The 18,519-nt window shown below is 51.4% G+C and carries 13 protein-coding genes; 3 read left to right on the top strand and 10 right to left on the bottom strand.

What is annotated here, in order from left to right; genetic code table 11:
• Positions 1-107: 107 nt before the first annotated feature.
• Entirely contained in the window at positions 108-1,976 is a 1,869-nt protein-coding gene (locus M4951_RS16440) for a DNA/RNA non-specific endonuclease (protein ID WP_262022736.1), read from the bottom strand.
• Between the two features lie 458 nt (positions 1,977-2,434).
• On the opposite strand from M4951_RS16440, the gene M4951_RS16445 reads away from it, so the two are divergent.
• Together M4951_RS16445 and M4951_RS16450 are read left to right on the top strand one after the other, a co-directional pair.
• A complete protein-coding gene (locus M4951_RS16445) occupies positions 2,435-3,088 on the top strand; it encodes a hypothetical protein (RefSeq protein ID WP_262022737.1) in 654 nt (217 codons plus the stop codon).
• 9 nt (positions 3,089-3,097) lie between these two features.
• Positions 3,098-4,333 carry a hypothetical protein gene (locus tag M4951_RS16450; protein WP_262022738.1) on the top strand — a complete coding sequence of 412 codons (1,236 nt, stop codon included), beginning with the start codon at positions 3,098-3,100 and terminating at the stop codon, positions 4,331-4,333.
• 326 nt (positions 4,334-4,659) lie between these two features.
• On the opposite strand, the gene M4951_RS16455 is transcribed toward M4951_RS16450, so the two are convergent.
• The 9 genes from M4951_RS16455 to M4951_RS16495 all read right to left on the bottom strand — a co-directional run bounded on the left by M4951_RS16455 (position 4,660) and on the right by M4951_RS16495 (position 17,725).
• A complete protein-coding gene (locus M4951_RS16455; RefSeq protein WP_262022739.1) occupies positions 4,660-6,408 on the bottom strand; it encodes an ArnT family glycosyltransferase in 1,749 nt (582 codons plus the stop codon).
• Between the two features lie 56 nt (positions 6,409-6,464).
• Entirely contained in the window at positions 6,465-7,682 is a 1,218-nt protein-coding gene (locus tag M4951_RS16460; RefSeq protein ID WP_262022740.1) for an OpgC family protein, read from the bottom strand.
• Positions 7,683-7,700: 18 nt separating this feature from the next.
• Positions 7,701-8,279 (bottom strand): hypothetical protein, encoded by a 579-nt coding sequence (locus M4951_RS16465; protein WP_262022741.1) that lies wholly within the window; start codon positions 8,277-8,279, stop codon positions 7,701-7,703.
• Positions 8,280-8,392: 113 nt separating this feature from the next.
• Positions 8,393-9,298 carry an alpha/beta fold hydrolase gene (locus M4951_RS16470; protein ID WP_262022742.1) on the bottom strand — a complete coding sequence of 302 codons (906 nt, stop codon included), beginning with the start codon at positions 9,296-9,298 and terminating at the stop codon, positions 8,393-8,395.
• Between the two features lie 1,301 nt (positions 9,299-10,599).
• Positions 10,600-11,946, bottom strand: coding sequence for a family 16 glycoside hydrolase (locus M4951_RS16475; protein ID WP_262022743.1), 1,347 nt, complete (start codon positions 11,944-11,946; stop codon positions 10,600-10,602).
• Between the two features lie 42 nt (positions 11,947-11,988).
• On the bottom strand, positions 11,989-12,678 hold the full coding sequence (locus M4951_RS16480) for a hypothetical protein (RefSeq protein WP_262022744.1): 690 nt from the start codon (positions 12,676-12,678) through the stop codon (positions 11,989-11,991).
• A gap of 2,050 nt (positions 12,679-14,728) precedes the next feature.
• On the bottom strand, positions 14,729-15,997 hold the full coding sequence (locus M4951_RS16485) for a hypothetical protein (protein WP_262022745.1): 1,269 nt from the start codon (positions 15,995-15,997) through the stop codon (positions 14,729-14,731).
• Between the two features lie 9 nt (positions 15,998-16,006).
• On the bottom strand, positions 16,007-16,696 hold the full coding sequence (locus tag M4951_RS16490) for a hypothetical protein (RefSeq protein WP_262022746.1): 690 nt from the start codon (positions 16,694-16,696) through the stop codon (positions 16,007-16,009).
• 228 nt (positions 16,697-16,924) lie between these two features.
• Entirely contained in the window at positions 16,925-17,725 is an 801-nt protein-coding gene (locus M4951_RS16495) for a DUF1559 domain-containing protein (RefSeq protein WP_262022747.1), read from the bottom strand.
• Positions 17,726-17,976: 251 nt separating this feature from the next.
• On the opposite strand from M4951_RS16495, the gene tnpA reads away from it, so the two are divergent.
• Positions 17,977-18,420 carry an IS200/IS605 family transposase gene (gene tnpA, locus M4951_RS16500; RefSeq protein ID WP_262022748.1) on the top strand — a complete coding sequence of 148 codons (444 nt, stop codon included), beginning with the start codon at positions 17,977-17,979 and terminating at the stop codon, positions 18,418-18,420.
• The last annotated feature ends 99 nt before the right edge of the window (positions 18,421-18,519 follow it).

The raw sequence follows: 18,519 nt of genomic DNA on the forward strand, positions 1-18,519 counted from the left end.
CATGCCCGCCGACGCCATGGAGACATAGAACTCGCATGAGCCATCCGTCTTGAAAAAGGCCGATCCAAACGCAACTGCACCAGGGTAATGTGGCTCGTGACTATGCACTACAAGACGAGATCGGCGGGACCATTAATGGTGGGGAATGCGAACGATTCGACGGATTCGAGCGGATCAAATTCGCGTAAACCATTGAAACTGATGCCGGTTGCCTGCTCGATGACCCGAATTGGCGTTTGATATGTCCTGAAGCGTCCAATGACAAATTCGAGGTCGTCCATGAATTCCTTCTGACTCAGCATGTAACCAGTCGCTCGAAGTTTATTTCGATACACCATTACGGCGACCTTCCAAAAGTCATGTGGCAGTGTAGTCCCACGGAAGGACGTGTCGTTTTCCGTAAAGACTGGCCCAGTGAAGACGGTCAGCTTCTGGTCATCCTGGGTAGTATTTTGCAAGAGGTAATCTTCCAGATCGAGCCATGTCCTTTGATTTAAATCTTGATGTTGAGGTGCGCAATTCGTGTAGTGGAACGTGTCGGTATCGGCTTGCTCGGCTTCATCGTCCGAACCCCAGACCGGATCAAGTCGGCGGACCATATGCCCTCTGTCCAGTTTATTGCGCACATACAACTCATTGCCATACTGGTGGTCACGATCAATCCGGGGATCAAGCTTCCATTGCGTATTTCGTCGACGTAGTAGGACCTCCTGACTGCCGTCTATGTTGACTGCAGTGAAAAACGGCAGACGCCGTTTCTTGTTCATCACCACCGAAAAATGCGTATAGTCGAGCACGAACTTACTGACGCCGCGGGAACGTTCCCGCCCTTTGACTGGGGCAGCATCGTCGATCAAGTCGCCGGTGAGACTTGGAAACGGTACGCGATAGCGGCCTCTTCCCAGAAATGACTCGCTATATCCTTCCCGGTTTTCCAATGATTCCAATGGCAATGGCGCGTCATCGCCGCCGACGACTACGGACGACGATCCAGTGATCCGTAAGAGTTGCTGCTTGATCACAGTCATCGGAATCGCAAAATTCTCGGACATGAAACGACCAGCGAAGTGAAGTCCCACGACTTTGCCGGTTGCTTGATTGAGAACTGGCGAACCACTATTGCCTCCAAGCGTCGAACAGTCATGCGTGAACACGCCGTCACGAACATCTGCGATTCGCCCTGGCGCATAGCGTTTGACATTGTAAATGTCCTGGAAAATACGCGCCATCGCCGGGCCCGGATTTCGACGACCATCCCAAGCCGGATAGCCGATGATTCCTACATCGGATTGCTCTTCGGCGTCATCCACAGCCAACTCCAAGGGGCTAGGTAAGTCGTTATTCTGCTTGACTTTCAAAAACGCGATATCTGGATGGGCGGCGCCTGCAGGCGATACGAATAAGATCGACTGAATTTCAATTTCAATATAATCTGCGCGGCGGTGCTCCTCCAGGAAATCGACCCGCGCTTCAATCGTCGCACCGAATATTCGGCGGAATTGGTACGACATTCCCTGCTGTTCGCTGAAGACTTCGGCGACATGTCGGTTTGTGACCAGAACGTTGTCTGCGAGCAACCATCCGGTTCCGATCCATTCATAGTCCGGATGATGCAATAACTCGATCCGGCCGACCGATGGAATGGGGGCTTCAATGGTCGCCAAATTGTCTTGAAGACGCTGCCTCAGGCTTGGTAATTGCAGCGATGCAAGTTGAATGCGACCATCTTGGATCAAAAGCGATGGACGGCCTGTGGCCATTACAATTGCCTCTGAAAAGTAGGCGCTCTCTGGATCGTGCGATTCGGTCGGCCCGATTGGTTCTTCCAGGAATTCAACAATTGCTCGATGGCCGATCTGGGTTAGATCCTGGACGCTCTCCATGGCGTCGATTTTTCGACGTTTGTTGTTAAACAATTCATGAAGATCTTCCATTACCGCACGGTCGTCGCGCAGAGATTGCAAAGGCGTTTTCATCGGCTATCCAATGGAATGTAAAATTTCGACAGGAAATAATCCTTCCAACATCAAGACTCGAAACTACCACGTCTGGAAATAACCTCAATGACTTGATTATTAAGATTGCGATAAGTAACACTCAACCTCAATTTCCAACCCTCTGATCGACATTCGCAAAACCATGGACGAGCTCGGTGCCAAGACAACTGGCTTACAATGCGAATATCGCAACAAACCTGCGCAGTACTTCCAACCTACGCTGGACATTGCACACGCCAATTGCCACTCCGCAAATACGCATTGATCGACTGCGTGTTTTCCAACAAACTCCCCCATTATAGAAATCGTATTTCAACAGAAATCTGAGTCATTGAATTGTCAAAATCGATTTATTACATTTCGAACAAGCTCAATACACAGAAGACTCGCTGCATATTTAGTCCGATAGCTTGCGACTCAAACTTAGGGAGAATGAAATGGCGCACTTACTGTTGGTTACTTTGATTCTTACGTCTCAACCCAACGTGCTCTCCAAGTATGGCGAAGCGCCGCCATCCATAGGCGATCCGTATATGCGCGAGGTCGTCGAGTCGTACGAAATTCAGATTCCTGAGAAAAAGGTTGTTTGGGAACGTTGTATCGAGCGTTACGGTTTGTTTGGACGCCGTTGCCGCGTGGTCTACCGGAAACGCATGACGCAGACCATGAGTTCAGAGACCCGGTTACGCACTGTTCAGGTCGCCGAGTTGGCGCTACAGGGTCAGAGCGGCGCCAAAGAGACCGCGCCGATCGAGATTGAGTTAGAGGCGCCGAAAACGGCTGGGGCTATTGCGCTACTGCTGGCAAATGCACTGAACGAAATATTCCCGGACCAGACGTCTCCTTTTAGTCAGATGATTCGCACAATAAATGACAACGCTGTCGATTTTCGTTCCGACGTGCCGCTGCCAAATTCGGGCCAAAGCACAGGCTCAGTTGATCTGCAGGTTCGTATCGATATTGACCGGTTAAACCGTAGAAAAATTAAGCTTGTCGTTGTGGCGCGAGATAAACTAAACGGTAACAATTCCGCGACGGAAGCGCAAAATCGCGCCGACGAGATCGAGCCGCTAATGACGGCGCAACCGTAAGGACTCGAAATGGCAAAGCAAACGCGATCAGGTCAGGACCCCGCGACAGGGGAGGGAAATGGTTGGCTTGTCGCGGTGGCGATTTGGCTCGAAGGCTTGTTCGCGCGTCGAAACCCTAGCGCTGAGTCATTTCAGGAAGTTTGGCTCAGCAGTGAACCCCACTTGCAACGGATCGCCGATAAATTTTTCTCTCGCGGTAAACGGCAGAATTTTACGGCGAACATTCTATTGTGCGTGGCTATTGTTTTGGTTTTCATAGGCATGCTGGCATTCTTATACCCGACAAACTTTTCGGACGCTTCATCAGGCGAAATCGACAATCGTCTTGAAGAACTTCGCCGTGATTTACGCGAGATTTCCGAACAGGAGACTGACATCGAACAACGCCTGGTCACCCAATCGCAAGTACGAGCCGGTTTGGCGCCTTTCAATGAATTGAAGAATTTTTTGTTCAACCTTAGTTCTGCCGGAAAACTCGCGGAACAGCGCCCGGGTGATACCGTGTCTCAACGGTTTGTGGACACGAAGCAATTGCTTGTTGCAATCCAGACCCCGCCGGAAAAGTATTCACTTGACCTCCGAAATTACTCGTATACCGGCAGTCAGCCCAAGCGGATCGAGGCGTTGTCAATGCAATCACTTCTCGCATTGCGGACGACGATCGAGGCTGGTGGAATAAATGTACCGACTCTCACGGAGAACGTGGAAAAATTATCGAAGTCGGTTGGCTCGCCGATGCTTGCAGATCAGGCCCTATTTGCAAGTGCCTACGAGGACCTTGAGGTTCTGGCAAAAGCCTTTCAAAGCGAGGAAGACGCAATAGCTGAACTGCAGCGCCAAGTCGATGCCTTAGGCCAAGTAGCGACGCAACGCCAGCAAAAGAAAGAGGAGTTGCAACAGGAGATTGCTCAGGTACTGGCAATTCGGGAATTGGAGCACGCCGCCGGGGTGAACCTGCAAAGTTGGATTCCGGTCCTCTCGGTACGCGTTGGTGTGGTTATTTTACTGTTATTTCTCGTGCAAATTTTGCTTGCCACCTATCGGTATTCGATGTCGCTGGGAGCCTTCTTTACTGCTCGAGGGGACGCGATGCAGTTGGTAAGCGCCGGCGCGGGCAACGAACTCATGAACCGCGAACAGCTCAAAGAACTCGTGCAAGTCCTGGCGCCTGATCAACTCAAGATCGATCCGGTTGTTTCGCCAGACCAAATCATCGCCAAGGCGGTAGCCAGGGAGGGATCGTAATTCTCTCGTTGATGTATGAATCAACCATGTATGAATTTGGAACCGTCAACACATTTGCATAGCTCGCCTTCCGCCGTCTCTTAGGAGCAACAGACGGGCGATTTCACACTCCCTTCTCGAACAAATTTTCTAGCCCCACAACACATCTCTACGATGTCAATGGAGCCGGGAATTGTGAAAACCACTTATTTCTCAGGAGTGTTTGCTATTTCTGGTTCTAGGATTTCCACAGAATGCAGGATTTACTCGTCGTTTCGTGCATTAATTCGTGCACTTTTTTATCGTCGGGCCAACTGGACAATTTGAAAAATCACAGTTCCAAGCTGCTATGGTACCACCGCCTGCTCTGGATCAATTTTGTAAATATAAATCGAGTACCCCGCCTTCGCGAACAGCTCAAACCTCTGAAAATACGTGTAAGCGGGCTTGTCGTTCTCGTAGTGCTGGTAGCCATAAAGATGATTGACGCTGACGGCGTACCAGCCTGGTTCGAGTTTGGGAACATCCAGTCCAATCTCGGATTCAAGGTACTGCGGAACTTCCTCAAACTCAATTCCTGCATGCCCAGGCGTGGCGTAACCAAAATAGGCAAGGTGGATTGGCCGCGCCTCTGGATGCCGATCTAAGAATTTCTTGAGCTCCAACAGATCTTGCCCCCAGTCAATATTCGCGTCCAACAGATGCCGCGGGCCGCCAGTAGGGCCGCCTGCCGCCAAATTGAAATAAGACATCGAATGCGGAAAGACGGAGAGGCTGCCGATGACTGCGACGATCGCACAGGCGGCAACCGGAATGGCGATCGACTTCAGCCGCAACTCGAACGCCTTTGCCGCTGACGAGGCGAATATGAAGAGAAATGGGTACGCCGGTAGGACGTATCGCAAATAACGATTGAAGCCGGTCTGTGAACTCACCAATATCAAGACGGTGACAGCCGGCAGCAAGAGTACGACGGCATCGCTGAAACTCATTCGAAAGTCTGCTCGTGAAACGGCTAACGCGATGGCGAGCCCAAACAGTGCGATGGTTCCCAGCGGCGTCTTCACCGCCATCGCGTAGAGGTAGTAATACCACCAGCCCCCCTTTTTCGTTTCGCCACGCAGGTATGATGATTTCCCTCTCTCGAAGTCGTATTTCTGCACATCCATGCCGCTTAAAAAATTGGCAGGGACAGGAACCGGAATCTCCGCCAATAAGGTTCCTCGAAAGCGGTTGCCTGGCGTCTCGTTCGCTTCGGGACCGCCTAACGTTTGTGAGATAAACTCGAAATCTCCCAAGCGCTGAAAGCTCTTTTCAAAACCATATCCCATGTTGAGCAAATAAAGTCCGCCGATCAGAATCGCCCCCAATTGGATCAACTTCGGCTTGGGAATTTCCAGGTTCCGATTGCTGAATCTCCAAATTAGCCCAATCAATGGCCAAAGTGCGAAGAGCAGAATCCAGGTCGATTTCGTAAGCTCGGCCAAACCTAGCGCAAGTCCAGCAATGGCGACGTTAGCCCAGGTCGGCGATTTCAGCCAACGCCAGAAAGCATAGCCTGCGGCGACTCCAAAAGTTGCTGCGCCAGCGTCAGGGGTGATTGTCGCTCCCCAAGCAAGTAGATTGGGATCAAAGCACCATAGCGCAAGTGCAAGCAAGCCGGACGAAGTCCCGAACAGTGCCTTCGCCCAACAATAACAAATCCAACCGCCCAGTGCTGAGACGCTAATTTGAGCCCAGCGAGCAATCGTGAAATGCCAGAAAGATCGTTCGCCGTTTTTATCGAGGAACCTTCTGCCGACCGCGAATTCGGGGCGCGCATATGCCCCTTCCGAATACCCGTTCCAATCTTCTGCGGGGGCACTAATTAGCAGAGGAAGCGACGCAATCATGCGCATCAAAGGCGGATTAACCCGATAGAGCGAAAAATTGCCGAATCGCCAATGGCTTAATCCCGAGGGCAAGTGCGCAATCTCGTCATAGACCGGAGCGTTGACGACGGCAATCCGTCCTAACAAAAGACAATGAACGCCCAACATCAGCACGATGACAATCGTGACCCAATGCGCCATCAAGAGTTGTTTGAGCTGTTTCATCACCGATTCCTGGGCGACTATTGAGAACGTGAAAGCGTTGAAAAGCGATCGCCAACTTATATTGTGGATTGAGGCATGATTCTTCGGGGCGATTTGATCCAAGCGACGAAGTACGCAAAACCAATCGAAACGAGACAGCAGTCCATCGCGACGAACAGCACTAGTTCAGAGTTGCCGCGAAACGCGTCTAGCAAGGGAAAGCAAAGGTACATCGCGACAACGCCCAAGGCGTAGACTTGCAGCGAATGCTGACCAGCCTTGACGATTGGCGCCGCCCAAACGCTTTTCCAAAATTTTGCAGTAGGGCCCGGCAACAAGATCGCCAGCAGATAAGCCAGACAGAGGAAGTGAACAATCCGAAGCGGGTGCGGTCGCGTCTTCTCGCGCCAATCGCCTAGCCACTCCTGAATTCCTTCACCAAGAAATTCCAACTCCGGCAGTGGACTTGTCGACCACTGAACGCGAAGTCCCCAAGCCAGTACGGCGATGGCAAAAATAATCGCTAAGAATCGAGCGAGCCGCGACCCGGCAGTCTTAAAGTCGATTCGTGAAGCGACCAGCCCCAGAAAGAACACAAACTGCCACGCGAATGGATTGAAATACCATTCCCTATCTCCCCAAGGAAAACGGGGCAATTCTACCCAGTTGAAATTTCGAGCCGCCATATAGGCGCCCAGGGAGAGGAGACAAGCCAGTTGCCAATAGCGGTCATAAAGCCAGAGCAATACGGTTGCGAACGGCATTAAAACGACGTAGAACGCGAGAATCTCCAAACAATAGGGCTGGAAGCAGAGAGTAAACGACCAGAGCCAAGGCAAAAGCACGCCGTCGCCCAGGTCGATCAATCTTGTCAGTGACGCAGAAGATGCACCGAAGAGCATGGCGACAAGCAGCACGGCCCATGTCGCGAACAGAAAGGTGACATAGATCAGCAGTGCTCGCCAGAGTGCGCTTTTCTGGACGAATAGGAATCCATTCCGCTCAAGCCGCCGAAAACCAACGAGCCCAAACACCACGCCAGACAAAAAGACAAACGCTTCCGCCCCATCGGAAAAGCCCAACGAAATCGGAGTCCAGGCGCTGATGAGCTTAACGCCTCCCCGAGCTTCGATATGGTCCACCAACACTACCAGCAGCGCCACTCCACGTAAAAAATCCAACTCTAGCCGGCGGGTTCCCACTTGCGGTGGATGGGCGACACCGATGTCGCCATTCGGATCTTCGCTTGGCGTAAGCGACAACTTCTGACTCGGATAGGTGGACGACAAATTCAAGTTCGCTCGCCGGATTGATTATCGTTTCGGCCAGAACCAATAGCCCAGTCCACCAGCCATCGCCAGCATGTCAACGCAAACGATTCCTACCACGATCGGGTCCCACGAGTTCTGGTTCTTTTGGGCCAGTTGCGGTTTGTTCCTTTGTACTTGCGGTTCCTTGGGCATATTGATGACGCGCAGGATTTCGGCAATGCTCCGGTCCATGTCTGGTTGGCGCGATGCATCCTTGCCTTTGATGTTTTTTTGCAGAACGCCATCCGACTTGCTTTGAATTTGCTTAGGAAGGTTGTATCTGGCAATCTGGTAAATATTCGTACTAGCTGGCGACTTTAGGCCTCTTTTGCTAGTCGAATAATTCTCGATATCATCCGCGATCGCATCTAGCTTGGGCAGTGCTTCCTGCTGGAAAGCCTCCCAATCCGCATCGCTCGCCTTGCGCGCCTTCAGCTCTTTGCATTGGGTCTGGATCGCCAGGCATATTTCGTAGCCTTCCTGGTCCGAGAAATCGCGAAAATGAAACATTCGCGGGACGGTGATCGCCATGAACACGAGCAATATCGCCCCCAATAAATACCATTTGGGATCTGCTTGCATGATCGTTTCTCCTCTACAACGTATAGTGTGCCTAAACCTTCGTTCCATTTGGTGAGCGGTGAATTTCCATTGCCCTACCGACTTACAACTCCAACACACTTCGCTTGCCCGCTTCAACTAGCGGAGGTATCTCCAAGCACGCTACGACGCTTTTGCTGAAACAGCCAATCGAGCAGTTCATGGGAGTCGCGAAAAACAGGCTCCCAAACTCCATGCCCGACGCCTGCAAGTTCGGAATAATGGGGCGTTCCGCCCGCAGCTCGGATTGCGGCGATCATGTCGCGCGAGCCCGCTGGAGAAACGACATCGTCCGCGGCGCCATGGATCGCCCAAATTGTCGTTTCCCTTAGCAATTCAGCTCGATCGATACTTCCTCCACCAGCCACGGGAATCACCGCGGCGAACCTGTCAGGACATCGACAGGCCAACTCCCAGGCGCCATATCCGCCCATGGAAAACCCAATGACATAAATGCGATCGACATCGACTGCACACGTTTTAATGACGTGGTTAAGAATTTCGCAAACCGCATCCAATTCATCGGGAAAGGTTGCTCCCGGCTGACGGTTTCGTACAAACCACCAACCAGCCGCCATCGAGCATTGCGGCGCCACCAGATAACAGGGATATCGCTCCCGATAAGCGTCGCTGGCCAGCAGCGCCGGTAACGATCGCAATTGCCGTACATTGTCGTCTCCCCGTTCTCCCAGCCCGTGCAAATAGAGAATCAAGGGATAACGTCGCCCGAACTCTTGCTTGAGCGGCGCAAGCAACTCGTATCTTGCGAACTTGCGATCTCCATATTTAAGATCGACGAGGGGAGCCTTTCGATCCTCGAACTTCATCGCGACTTCAAAGGGGAGGCCATATTGAGTGCAGTCAGCGTTTCGCTCGTATAAATCGATAATCCGAAATGCGATCAAGTTGGCGGCCACCCAAAATGCGATGACAAATGCTAACTCGCCGGCAAGCCTTCTTCTCGACTGGCGAACGGAACTGGAAGCGGAAGCGCTATTCATCGCTTTTCGGCTCCTTCGGCTTGCGAGCAGAAAAGCGGATCACCAGGAACATGCCGACGCCAATCACCCCCAAAGGCAAGGCGAGACCTGGCCAGCGCGTCAGTGCGATCAGTTGCCGACGCAGCATGTTTTTCCAACTCACCGTACGGGGAACAATTTCTTCCCCACGCGAGATCGCCAGCACTTGCGGATAAGTCAGCGTGACGTTCTGCGTCGGGTCAATCTCAAACGGGCCATCTTCTAGAGCCAGAAATCGACGCCCTGCAACCAGATCCTCAACCCAGGCTAGCGGTGGAATTGCCTCCTTAAATGCGATTTCAGCATTAGGTTGCTTTTGAAGATCGCATTCAGTCCGTATAGCGGTCACAATTTGCGTTACGACCGCTGGTCCAGCGCCGAGAGTTAGTACAGTCCACTGTTTCGGTGCCCAAACTCCGTCTATCGGCTGATCATACAAAACATCCAACTGCACGACTGCCCGCTCTTCACGGTAACCGATCGCGCGGCGGATCGAGTAATCTTGACCTGCATCCAGAAAAAACTTCCAAGTGAGCGAGTTTTCGTCCGTCGAATCAGCCGGCAAACGCATCACTACATTCTCTTGACCAACTGTAGCTTGTTTGACTTCGATCATCATATCTTCCATTGTCGAAGTCAGTCTCGCGTCAAATAAAGAGGGGCGAAACGCCAGCAACAGTGGCAGCGTTAAAAGCTGATGCAAGACCGGGGACGGAACGCCCGAAAAATTCTCGGCAGAATCCGAATTGTAAGCAGTCGCTCTAGCCAGAGAGGCAATTTCGTGCAGCGAACTAGTCGGCAGGATGACAGCCCGAGGGTATTCTTTGTTGCCACCATGCCAAGCATGCGTTAGGACTGTCTGAGTCATCGTCAGCGTATAAGAAAGCAACTCTCGCTGCTCCGCAGCCGGGTCCGGAAATTTGGAAAGGAGAGCTGAGCGATAAAACTCTCGTTCGTTTGTTCCCTTGACCAAGCTATAACCGAACTCGGGATACTCGAAGCTCCGGCTGATGTACTGAAAATTCGGTCCCGAGAAAACGAGCTGCCCTCCTATCTCCACATTGGCTTGAGAATCGACAGGAACCCAGGTCGTCTCAAAGCGACCAAATTTCTCATCAGCGATCTCCCATTCAATGTCACCTGCCGCATAGGCGTCCGCTCGCTGATCCCAAGCGTCCAAGATTTGCTTCACGCTCACCGGGGCCGCAGCAGACGCGACACTCGCTTCGCCGGTGGCGACAAATAGAGAAGCGATGATCATGACACCAGTCATGTGCATTTGACTAACCCCGCTCCTGTACAGATCGCACTCGCAGGTTTTTCCAGCTGACTCCTTCGTCGGATACGATCGCCGGCCGCAATTCTCTTGCCTGGCCATTCTCTGAATCCAGAAGCGGCATTTCCATTGCCAGCCACCCATTGATTCGCAATTCGAGATGCTTCCCTTGGCCAGCAATACGAATATCATTGGCATGGTCGGCTTGAAGTTGTCGCTGAGCTTCGGGATTTAATGCTGCAATCCATTCGCCATTCAGCCGACGCACTCCGCCGATGCCTGCCTCAGAAAGAGGCAACACAATTTCCAATCCGGAAGGAGAAACGGAATCGCCATCGCTTTCGACCAGGACGATGCGACACAGAGATGCAGTTTCGCCAAAGATCGCATCGACATGGAAATCGAATGGGCCGTAGGCAAGATCGCTCACTAACATCGCAAAGTGATCGGCATCACCTACCGCAGACGAAGCAACAAGAGAGCCGTCTTCCGATGCTATCCAAGCAGAATCTGGACTAGCCGTCCATGCATCCAACGCCTGTTGCGGCGATAACAACTGGAACAGCCCATTTTTCGCACGGTCTGGGGTTCGACTCTGTTTGGTCAACCAATTCCACATTCCGACTGAACGAAATCCAAGGTTCCAGCAGTCGTGGCCGCCTTGCTTGTATTGGGTAAAGTTTGGACTCGCACCAGCTTCGAGCAACTGTTGTCGCGTCTCTTCATTCATTTTGACAAGACTTGCACTATCGCCCTGATTGTAGAGATTCCAGATGGGCAAACCTGAGCCAGCGAGCTTCTCAGCATCAACGCGGGGTTTGCCACAAAGCGGTACAGCGGCAGCGAAGCGTTCAGGATACTTGCTGATCGCATGCCAGACGCCATCGCCTCCCTGGGACACGCCAGTGATATAGAAGCGATCTGGATCTGTACCATACTCTTTTGCAACATAGTCGGCGAAATCGAGAGCGACTTCTAGCTGTTCGCCGTTAAAGTTTTTGTTCTCGGCGCACTGAGGAATGGCACAGACGAAGGGAAAAGACTGTTTGTTTTCCCAAATTTGAAGGCCGAAGTTGTTCTCAATCGTCCAATAGCCGTCGAACCCGTTTTCGCCACGACCATTGAGAAACAAAAGAAGCGGCAAACGTTCTACCGATTGATGCCCGGGCGGAACATACACCAGAAACGTGCGTTCATGTTCAAATTTATCGATAAACTTGGTTTCCACAAAACCATGAGCAATTACCGATTTACTCTGGAATGACATTGACCAGACACCCCAGAAAAATGCCCCGATGGCTACCGCGCCTACAGCAAAAAGAAACGCCAGTCGTACGGTATAATGCCATTTCATCAGCTTCCTCCCCACCAAGCCGTTCAAGTCCTGAAAAAAAGCTCAAAGCACTAAACACACCCTACGTTTCGCAACTGCCCCGCCGTCAACCATCACCAAAAGCGAGACATATATTCTTTCTAAATCACTCAAATCCGATGCGCCAGTCCTCTTTATTACAAATGACAGTTCCCCCTCCCGCAGCACCAAGCCCTTATCGTCAACAAGCACGGGATCATCCAAAGTAACTTCTGGCAAGATCCACTCAGGGCAACCCTCAACCCGAATTTGATAGTCAACACAATCCCAAGAATCAAGCGACGGAACCCGATAATAGCCCTTTAGAGCCATGACTAAGGGCACGCCCTCGCCGTGGCTCTCAGGATCCAAGCTGCCAACTGACAAACAAGACGGCGTCGGCTCTAAGTCATCAAGGACCTCAAGGACACCGCCAATCCGAACCTCGTTGGAGCCATCCGGCTCGGTCAAGAAAGCACTTCTCGAAACTCGACCGATCGTGCTAGGATATGGAATCGAAAGATCAATACCAAGCGACTCCGTACCAGCGGCAACTAAACGGTCCCCAACAGATAGCGTAGATCCTGCCTGAAATATAGATATACATCCACAACTCTTTGACGCTACTACCAACTCATTGGGCGTTCCATTGCCGCTGGGGATATCAAAATGAAAGCTTAAACGTTCTCCGCGACGAGCTTTCTCTAGACACTCCGAAAGAAGAAATCGCTTCATGACGTTGGTCTGCCCAAAATGCTCTCCTGCAACAGGCGATCCGAGCCCCACTACTAGGACGGTGGATGAAGCGATGACACATGAAACGCATGTCCATAACAATATCTGGATTGGTTTACTCATAAAGCAGGACAATTTAACCTGATGAAATAAAACATGCTTGTCTCAGCTAACGAAGTGTCAACTGCTAGATCCATTAGCCTATCTCAATAGACTCGCCGCATTAGTCGCAAGCCCCAAAACACCAAACTGGTTCGTCGCAACCAGGCCTTCGTGTGGGCAATTGCCCTGTCGTTGCGGATTTGCTGAAAGACACTTGAAAAGGACTATTCTCGCGATTCGATCGAGACGTAAACCAGCCCCTGACGTCCTCACCTTGTCCGAACGTATTCCTCTGACGAGCTAGTGGATCCGCACCAACAGATTGTCGAAATGGACCCTGCTCTTTGAATAACTTCGCCACCCTTGCTCGTCTTCTCAATTCTCAAGCGGGCCTTGACTGCTAACGCCTTCCAGGCCCAAATATTTACACACGTAATCAGGTGAAGTCTCATCCTCCTGGCGCTCCGTCAGATGTTCATATAGCACACCAACTATAGGGACTAAATTCGCCGAAACTGACGCTCTGTAACTATAAATTCGGCATGCCCCCCCTGCTTGCAGTCTGGCTGCAAAACAACATCAGAGAGAAGCGAAGGACTCCTTAAGCTAGATCTTTATGGGCTTAGCTTAATAGACCGCCCTCTTCGCCAATGTCGCCATATTCATCTATGTGGCAGTTGGTCTTAATAATCACCCATTTGAGTTCAGCATACCTGGCAAACACATCAAAACACGCTACACGTGAAAAGTGCGATTCGGTTCCAGTCGCATGCAATACAGATGCCAGATGCAACATGACCTACGCAGAGGATAAAAGGCATACACACGTGAGTGCAAGGCTAAGCACTAAAGTCCTTCCTGTTCCTACAGATTCGTATATTGTAGAAGAATAGTGCTTCTCACTTGCAATGACAATTGCATTAAGAAACGGACCCAATCCCCACCCTCTGTAGCTCCTTGCTTCCCCAAAGCCAAATTTCAAACCGCGAAAGTAGACGCCCATCGGTAGCGGTCGGGCGCGTCATAACAGGCCAAGCCGCTTCGAGCTAGTGATCAAATCTAATCTCAGCCAGCAATCTACCCAGCCGGCGACAGGATACATTTCGTAGTCCAGAACCGTCCGCATCCGCCGAAATCCAAAAAAAACAGTGGCTGCTTTACGGTGTCACCGCGTTGCGATTCCCACGCCCTCGATTCGGGATTAAGCTTTAGAGAGCTTGCGACGGAAAAAATTGACGGACGGCTAAAGGCTGTTACAGTCTAAACTGTCGAATGTAGCGCTTCCTCCAGTCGGGCCCAGGTAAACACAAGAGCATTCGAGGGTCATCTCATTTTCCTCGCATTGAAAGGCGTACTGATATGTCGTGAATTCCGTAAGAATCAAAACGGGCGGAACCTGAGTCGACTGCTCGCACTTTTCTACGCCGCCCGGGTAGACTCCCTCCTTGCACCCCCCTGGTTCCACGCTGTCCCATTGAAAAGCTGAACACGTTACCTTAGTAGTTTCTGGATTAATCTTAATACACTCCCCCTCTTCGCCCCAGTCGCCTTCTTCATCGTGATAGCACGCGAGTTCGAGGTCCCCGTACACCAGATCAAGGGGGGTGGAATACGCTGGAAAACATTTATTTCCTGGATACATTTCCTCTTGGCCAGTCGCATGCAAGGCAGATGCCAAATGTGCCATGATCCACAACGAGGAGAAAAAGAGGGGTGCCCTGAGTGCAGAGCGAAAAGTTGGTCTTTTTTTCATACTTACCTCCAAGAGAATCTTAAAGACATTGGCAATGAGGATACATGCCGTGATTGGAAAAAGTGAAGCCGTAAAATTTCATATCCACTATTGTCGCACAGCCCCCGGAAGACGCATATCGTCCCGAGCCAGAGCTATTGATCCGCGAAAGTCAGGCATGCCCTTTCCTCTCCCTGACGCATCATTAGTCCGAAGCTAAGACCGCTTGTACTTCAGCCAATAATAGACGAGCCCAGCCAATACGATCGCGTTGACGACTAAGAGCGTTACCCTCCATCCCCACCTTCCTTCCAGAACTGCGTTTTCTTGGGGGTGCAAAATGATGCCATCCGGGAGCTCTTTCATCACGTCTTTATATTCCCGACGAATTTTTTCAACTTGTGCTGTAGAGTTCGTTGGATTGACTTCCACATACGTATCGCCGGCACTAGCCGGCACAGCAAAAGCTGTCGCGGCAATAGGTGCATCTAAATCCGCTCGCTTAATAAAATAGGGCGAACAGGACCATTGATTTGGTGCCGATCCCTTTCTTAACTCGACGGTAATTGCGGGGCTGGTATGTGGCACGGGGGCACGCACGTCGTGATGGCCGAAGTGAAACCTAACTATTCGCGGCTCCCCCGTGGCAGTTCTCGTGGTAACACTGGCGAAGATCGAATCGCTATCATGGTCGGCCAGAAAATGCTGCGTCGCAGCCCCTCTGTTGATTGAATACAGGGTGAATTGGCCAATCCTTCTTTCAACTGCGTCACCAGAAAACCACACGCTAGATCGCGAGAAAAGCTCAGCGGTTCCCAAGTGACGCTCCATAGCAAACGGTCCGCTTGAGTGCGTAATTTGATCAACCTTTCCTTGCTGGCTCACGGAAGCCACGCCTTTGCTAGTCCGGACCTGCCTAATACCTCGCCCGCTTTCCTTGCCCCCAAATTGTTCAGAAATCGAATAGCTCTTGCCATCAAAATAAACATCGGATTGGATCCAGTCAGGGCGATCTGTTACATGCGATTTGCCGCCAGGAAGCCCCTCTAGGGAGACGGGAGGCGCTTCCTGCAAATTCAACCCGAATTCGCTGACAAAATCCCATGACGGCTTGGCATCTCGAAACCCAAAAGACTTGTGGCGTTCGTAAAACTCAACCACATCCTCGATGGAATCTAATTGAAGGCCCTCGATCCTGCGCGTTATCGCAGACCGCGAACAAACAACATGGCCGTTAACCGGCACATAGAACCTCTCGGACAGTTCAATTGCGAAAACATCGGAAACCGACAACGGGACCGCGATCAGCGCACAGACCGCAAGCCAAGGGGAAACGCCTCGGCGATGTGCCCAGATACGCAATACAAAGCAGGTTGCCGCGGAGCGATAAAACATAAATAAATAATTCTCCGTTATAAGCTCTGACAAAACCGCAATTTTATACGACGAAATTGTGGTGTCAGTATCGTAGCTGGTCAACTCCACGTCGCACTCCTAGTAACAATACTTCGTCCCCTTGGGATGAGAAGCATTCACGTCAATCTGCTGCTCTTCGGCGCTCTGCTGCACGTTATCCACCGACCACGGCGACTTCAAGCCAAGAATATCACTTGACGATCGCTTCCTATTATCATTTTCGACAACAACATCGAAGTTCTCGGAAGTATATCGAAGAGCATTCATTGCTCCAAATCCTTGCGCTTTGCGTTTTGCACCTGAGATCAATACGGAAATATCTCGATCAAGAACCTGGCCTGACTTGAGTCGTATCTCTAGTCCAACACGGAGCATTATCCCGCGCGAAACAGCGTGATCCTGAGCAGGCTCATCGAACTTAATCTGAACAGCAACCCTCCGCTCACCTCTTGCGTTGATGTAGTCGCACGCAGTAGCTACAGCACATTCGCAGGAGGTTGCAATGCTATCGACACCAGAGGCGTCTGCGATTTCTGCCACCTCAAGCGGAAAAGTGATGGTCGTCACTTCGCCAGGAAAAACAATCCCGGCATCCCATGCGCTACTGGGAGCAGATTCGGTCGCTTGGTGCCCAGCAGCTGCGATTGCTTCAGTCTCACGACTGCAACCGACGCTCGTCAATACGATGCCGAAGCAAGTAGCAATTATTAGTCCTGCAATGCGAAAACGCGTTGCTACAGAATCCAGCAGGTACGTCGAAGAGTTCATTTGTTAAAAGCCCGCTGAGCGGTTGCCAGCAACGACGCTCGCCAATTAGTATTGCGCGGAAAGAGAAGAGACAGCTACGCCCAATGACGACGAGCGTGTGGTCACAATTTATCATGGCATCGCTTCGCGTCAACATCTTTTATTAGCGAGTTTTCTCCGAGATAAAAGCAATAGTCGTGATGTTACAACACTCCTCAATTCCCTCGTAAGAGTTCTCACAATCCGCTACTATCGTGTGACAACATCCTCTCCACTCGCAATGGTCTCCAATGCTCGCCAGATCGTCATGTCGATCGTGTCCGATGCAAACGAAACCGATCCGGCGGCGAATGCAACACTAACGCCGCCGGGATGATAACTACGAGGCGCAGCATGTCCGCGGGTGCCTTTCGATCCATCCATGCAATCTCGTCGACCGGAGTTAGGCGTGAGCGTGTGCGTATAAAACGTGGCAGTCATGCTACCGCGATAGTATTGAAGTCCACGATAATTCCAGACGGTATTTCCGGATATCTCACACTCAGCAGGTGGCGCTAGTAAATTCTCGGGCGTATCGGCAAAGTTGCTGGTTAGCCAAGTCGCGACACGGTATCCGTTGCGATTGCCAAACCCTGTGCTGGCAGAAGAGGATGATCCGCCAGGCCCTTTTTTCGTTTCGCTTAAGACCGCCGTATGCGAAGCACTATCGACGATGTCTGCAAACCGGGCTCCACTCTGAACCGGTTTATTGAGAAAGATAAGGTTATCTGTCGTTACTTCCTGAAGAAGGCGAGTCATATATATGGTCGCCGATGAGTCGAAGGCACCGTGTCGCAGTGGATTACCACGTGGAAATGAACCATGCGTCTCATCGTAGACATGCAGCACGAGTACGAGTTGCGTCAAGTTCGCACTGCATTGAATTCGCCGCGCCGCCTCACGAGCCTGTCGTTCAGCCGGCAAAATTAGCGAGATCAGAACCCCGATGATGGCCATCACCACCAGCAGTTCGAGCAGCGTAAATCCACGTTGAAGAGCGAGTGCAGCCACGGAAAAACTCCGTCCGAAGCCCCTTCGACAGGCAGAACGCGTCCCTCCAAGGAGATGAGCTGCTACAGAGGGGAAAGCGACATTCACATTTGTAGCGGCGTAAAGATTTGAATGCGAGAAAAAAAAGACGTTTAGGCACGGAATTCAAAAGATTAATCGAGTATGCGCGTTTATTTTCCAAGCGATGGGTCTAAAACCCTCGCCTTCAGGCGAAACCTTTAGGTTCTTCCGTTTCCGGCTAAAATCGAGGAATGGAAAGATACCGCACCAGTTCGCATAGTCGTTTTGACATCAAGTACCACTTTGTCTGGGTGACCAAATATCGAAAGCCTATTCTCGCAGGGGAAGTCGGCGTTCGATTGCGGGAACTGGTTCGCGAGGTTTGTCGCACCAACGAGATTGAGATCTTGGAAGGGGCGGTGTCGCGAGATCATGTTCACGTGTTGCTGTCGTGCCCGCCGAACCTTGCGCCCAGCAAAATCATGCAGTACATCAAGGGGAAGAGTTCGCGGAAGCTGTTGATGGAGTTTCGGCATTTGCAAAAACAGTATTGGGGTCGGCATCTGTGGGCACGCGGGTACTTTGTGGCGACCAGCGGCAACGTGACCGACGAGGTGATTCAGGAATATATCCGCCAACAGGACGGGACCGAGCCCGGCGATGGCGGCGACCAGTTTCAAATTACTCCTTCGTGAGTTGAGGACTTCAGTCCGAATCTCACGAACACTCTTTAAACCTGCCGGCTTCCAGCCGGAAGTTGTTTAGTGTTCCTGCGGGGTTTCAATATCGTGTTA

Origin of the sequence: Blastopirellula sp. J2-11, assembly GCF_024584705.1 — a bacterium.
GTDB lineage: Bacteria > Planctomycetota > Planctomycetia > Pirellulales > Pirellulaceae > Blastopirellula.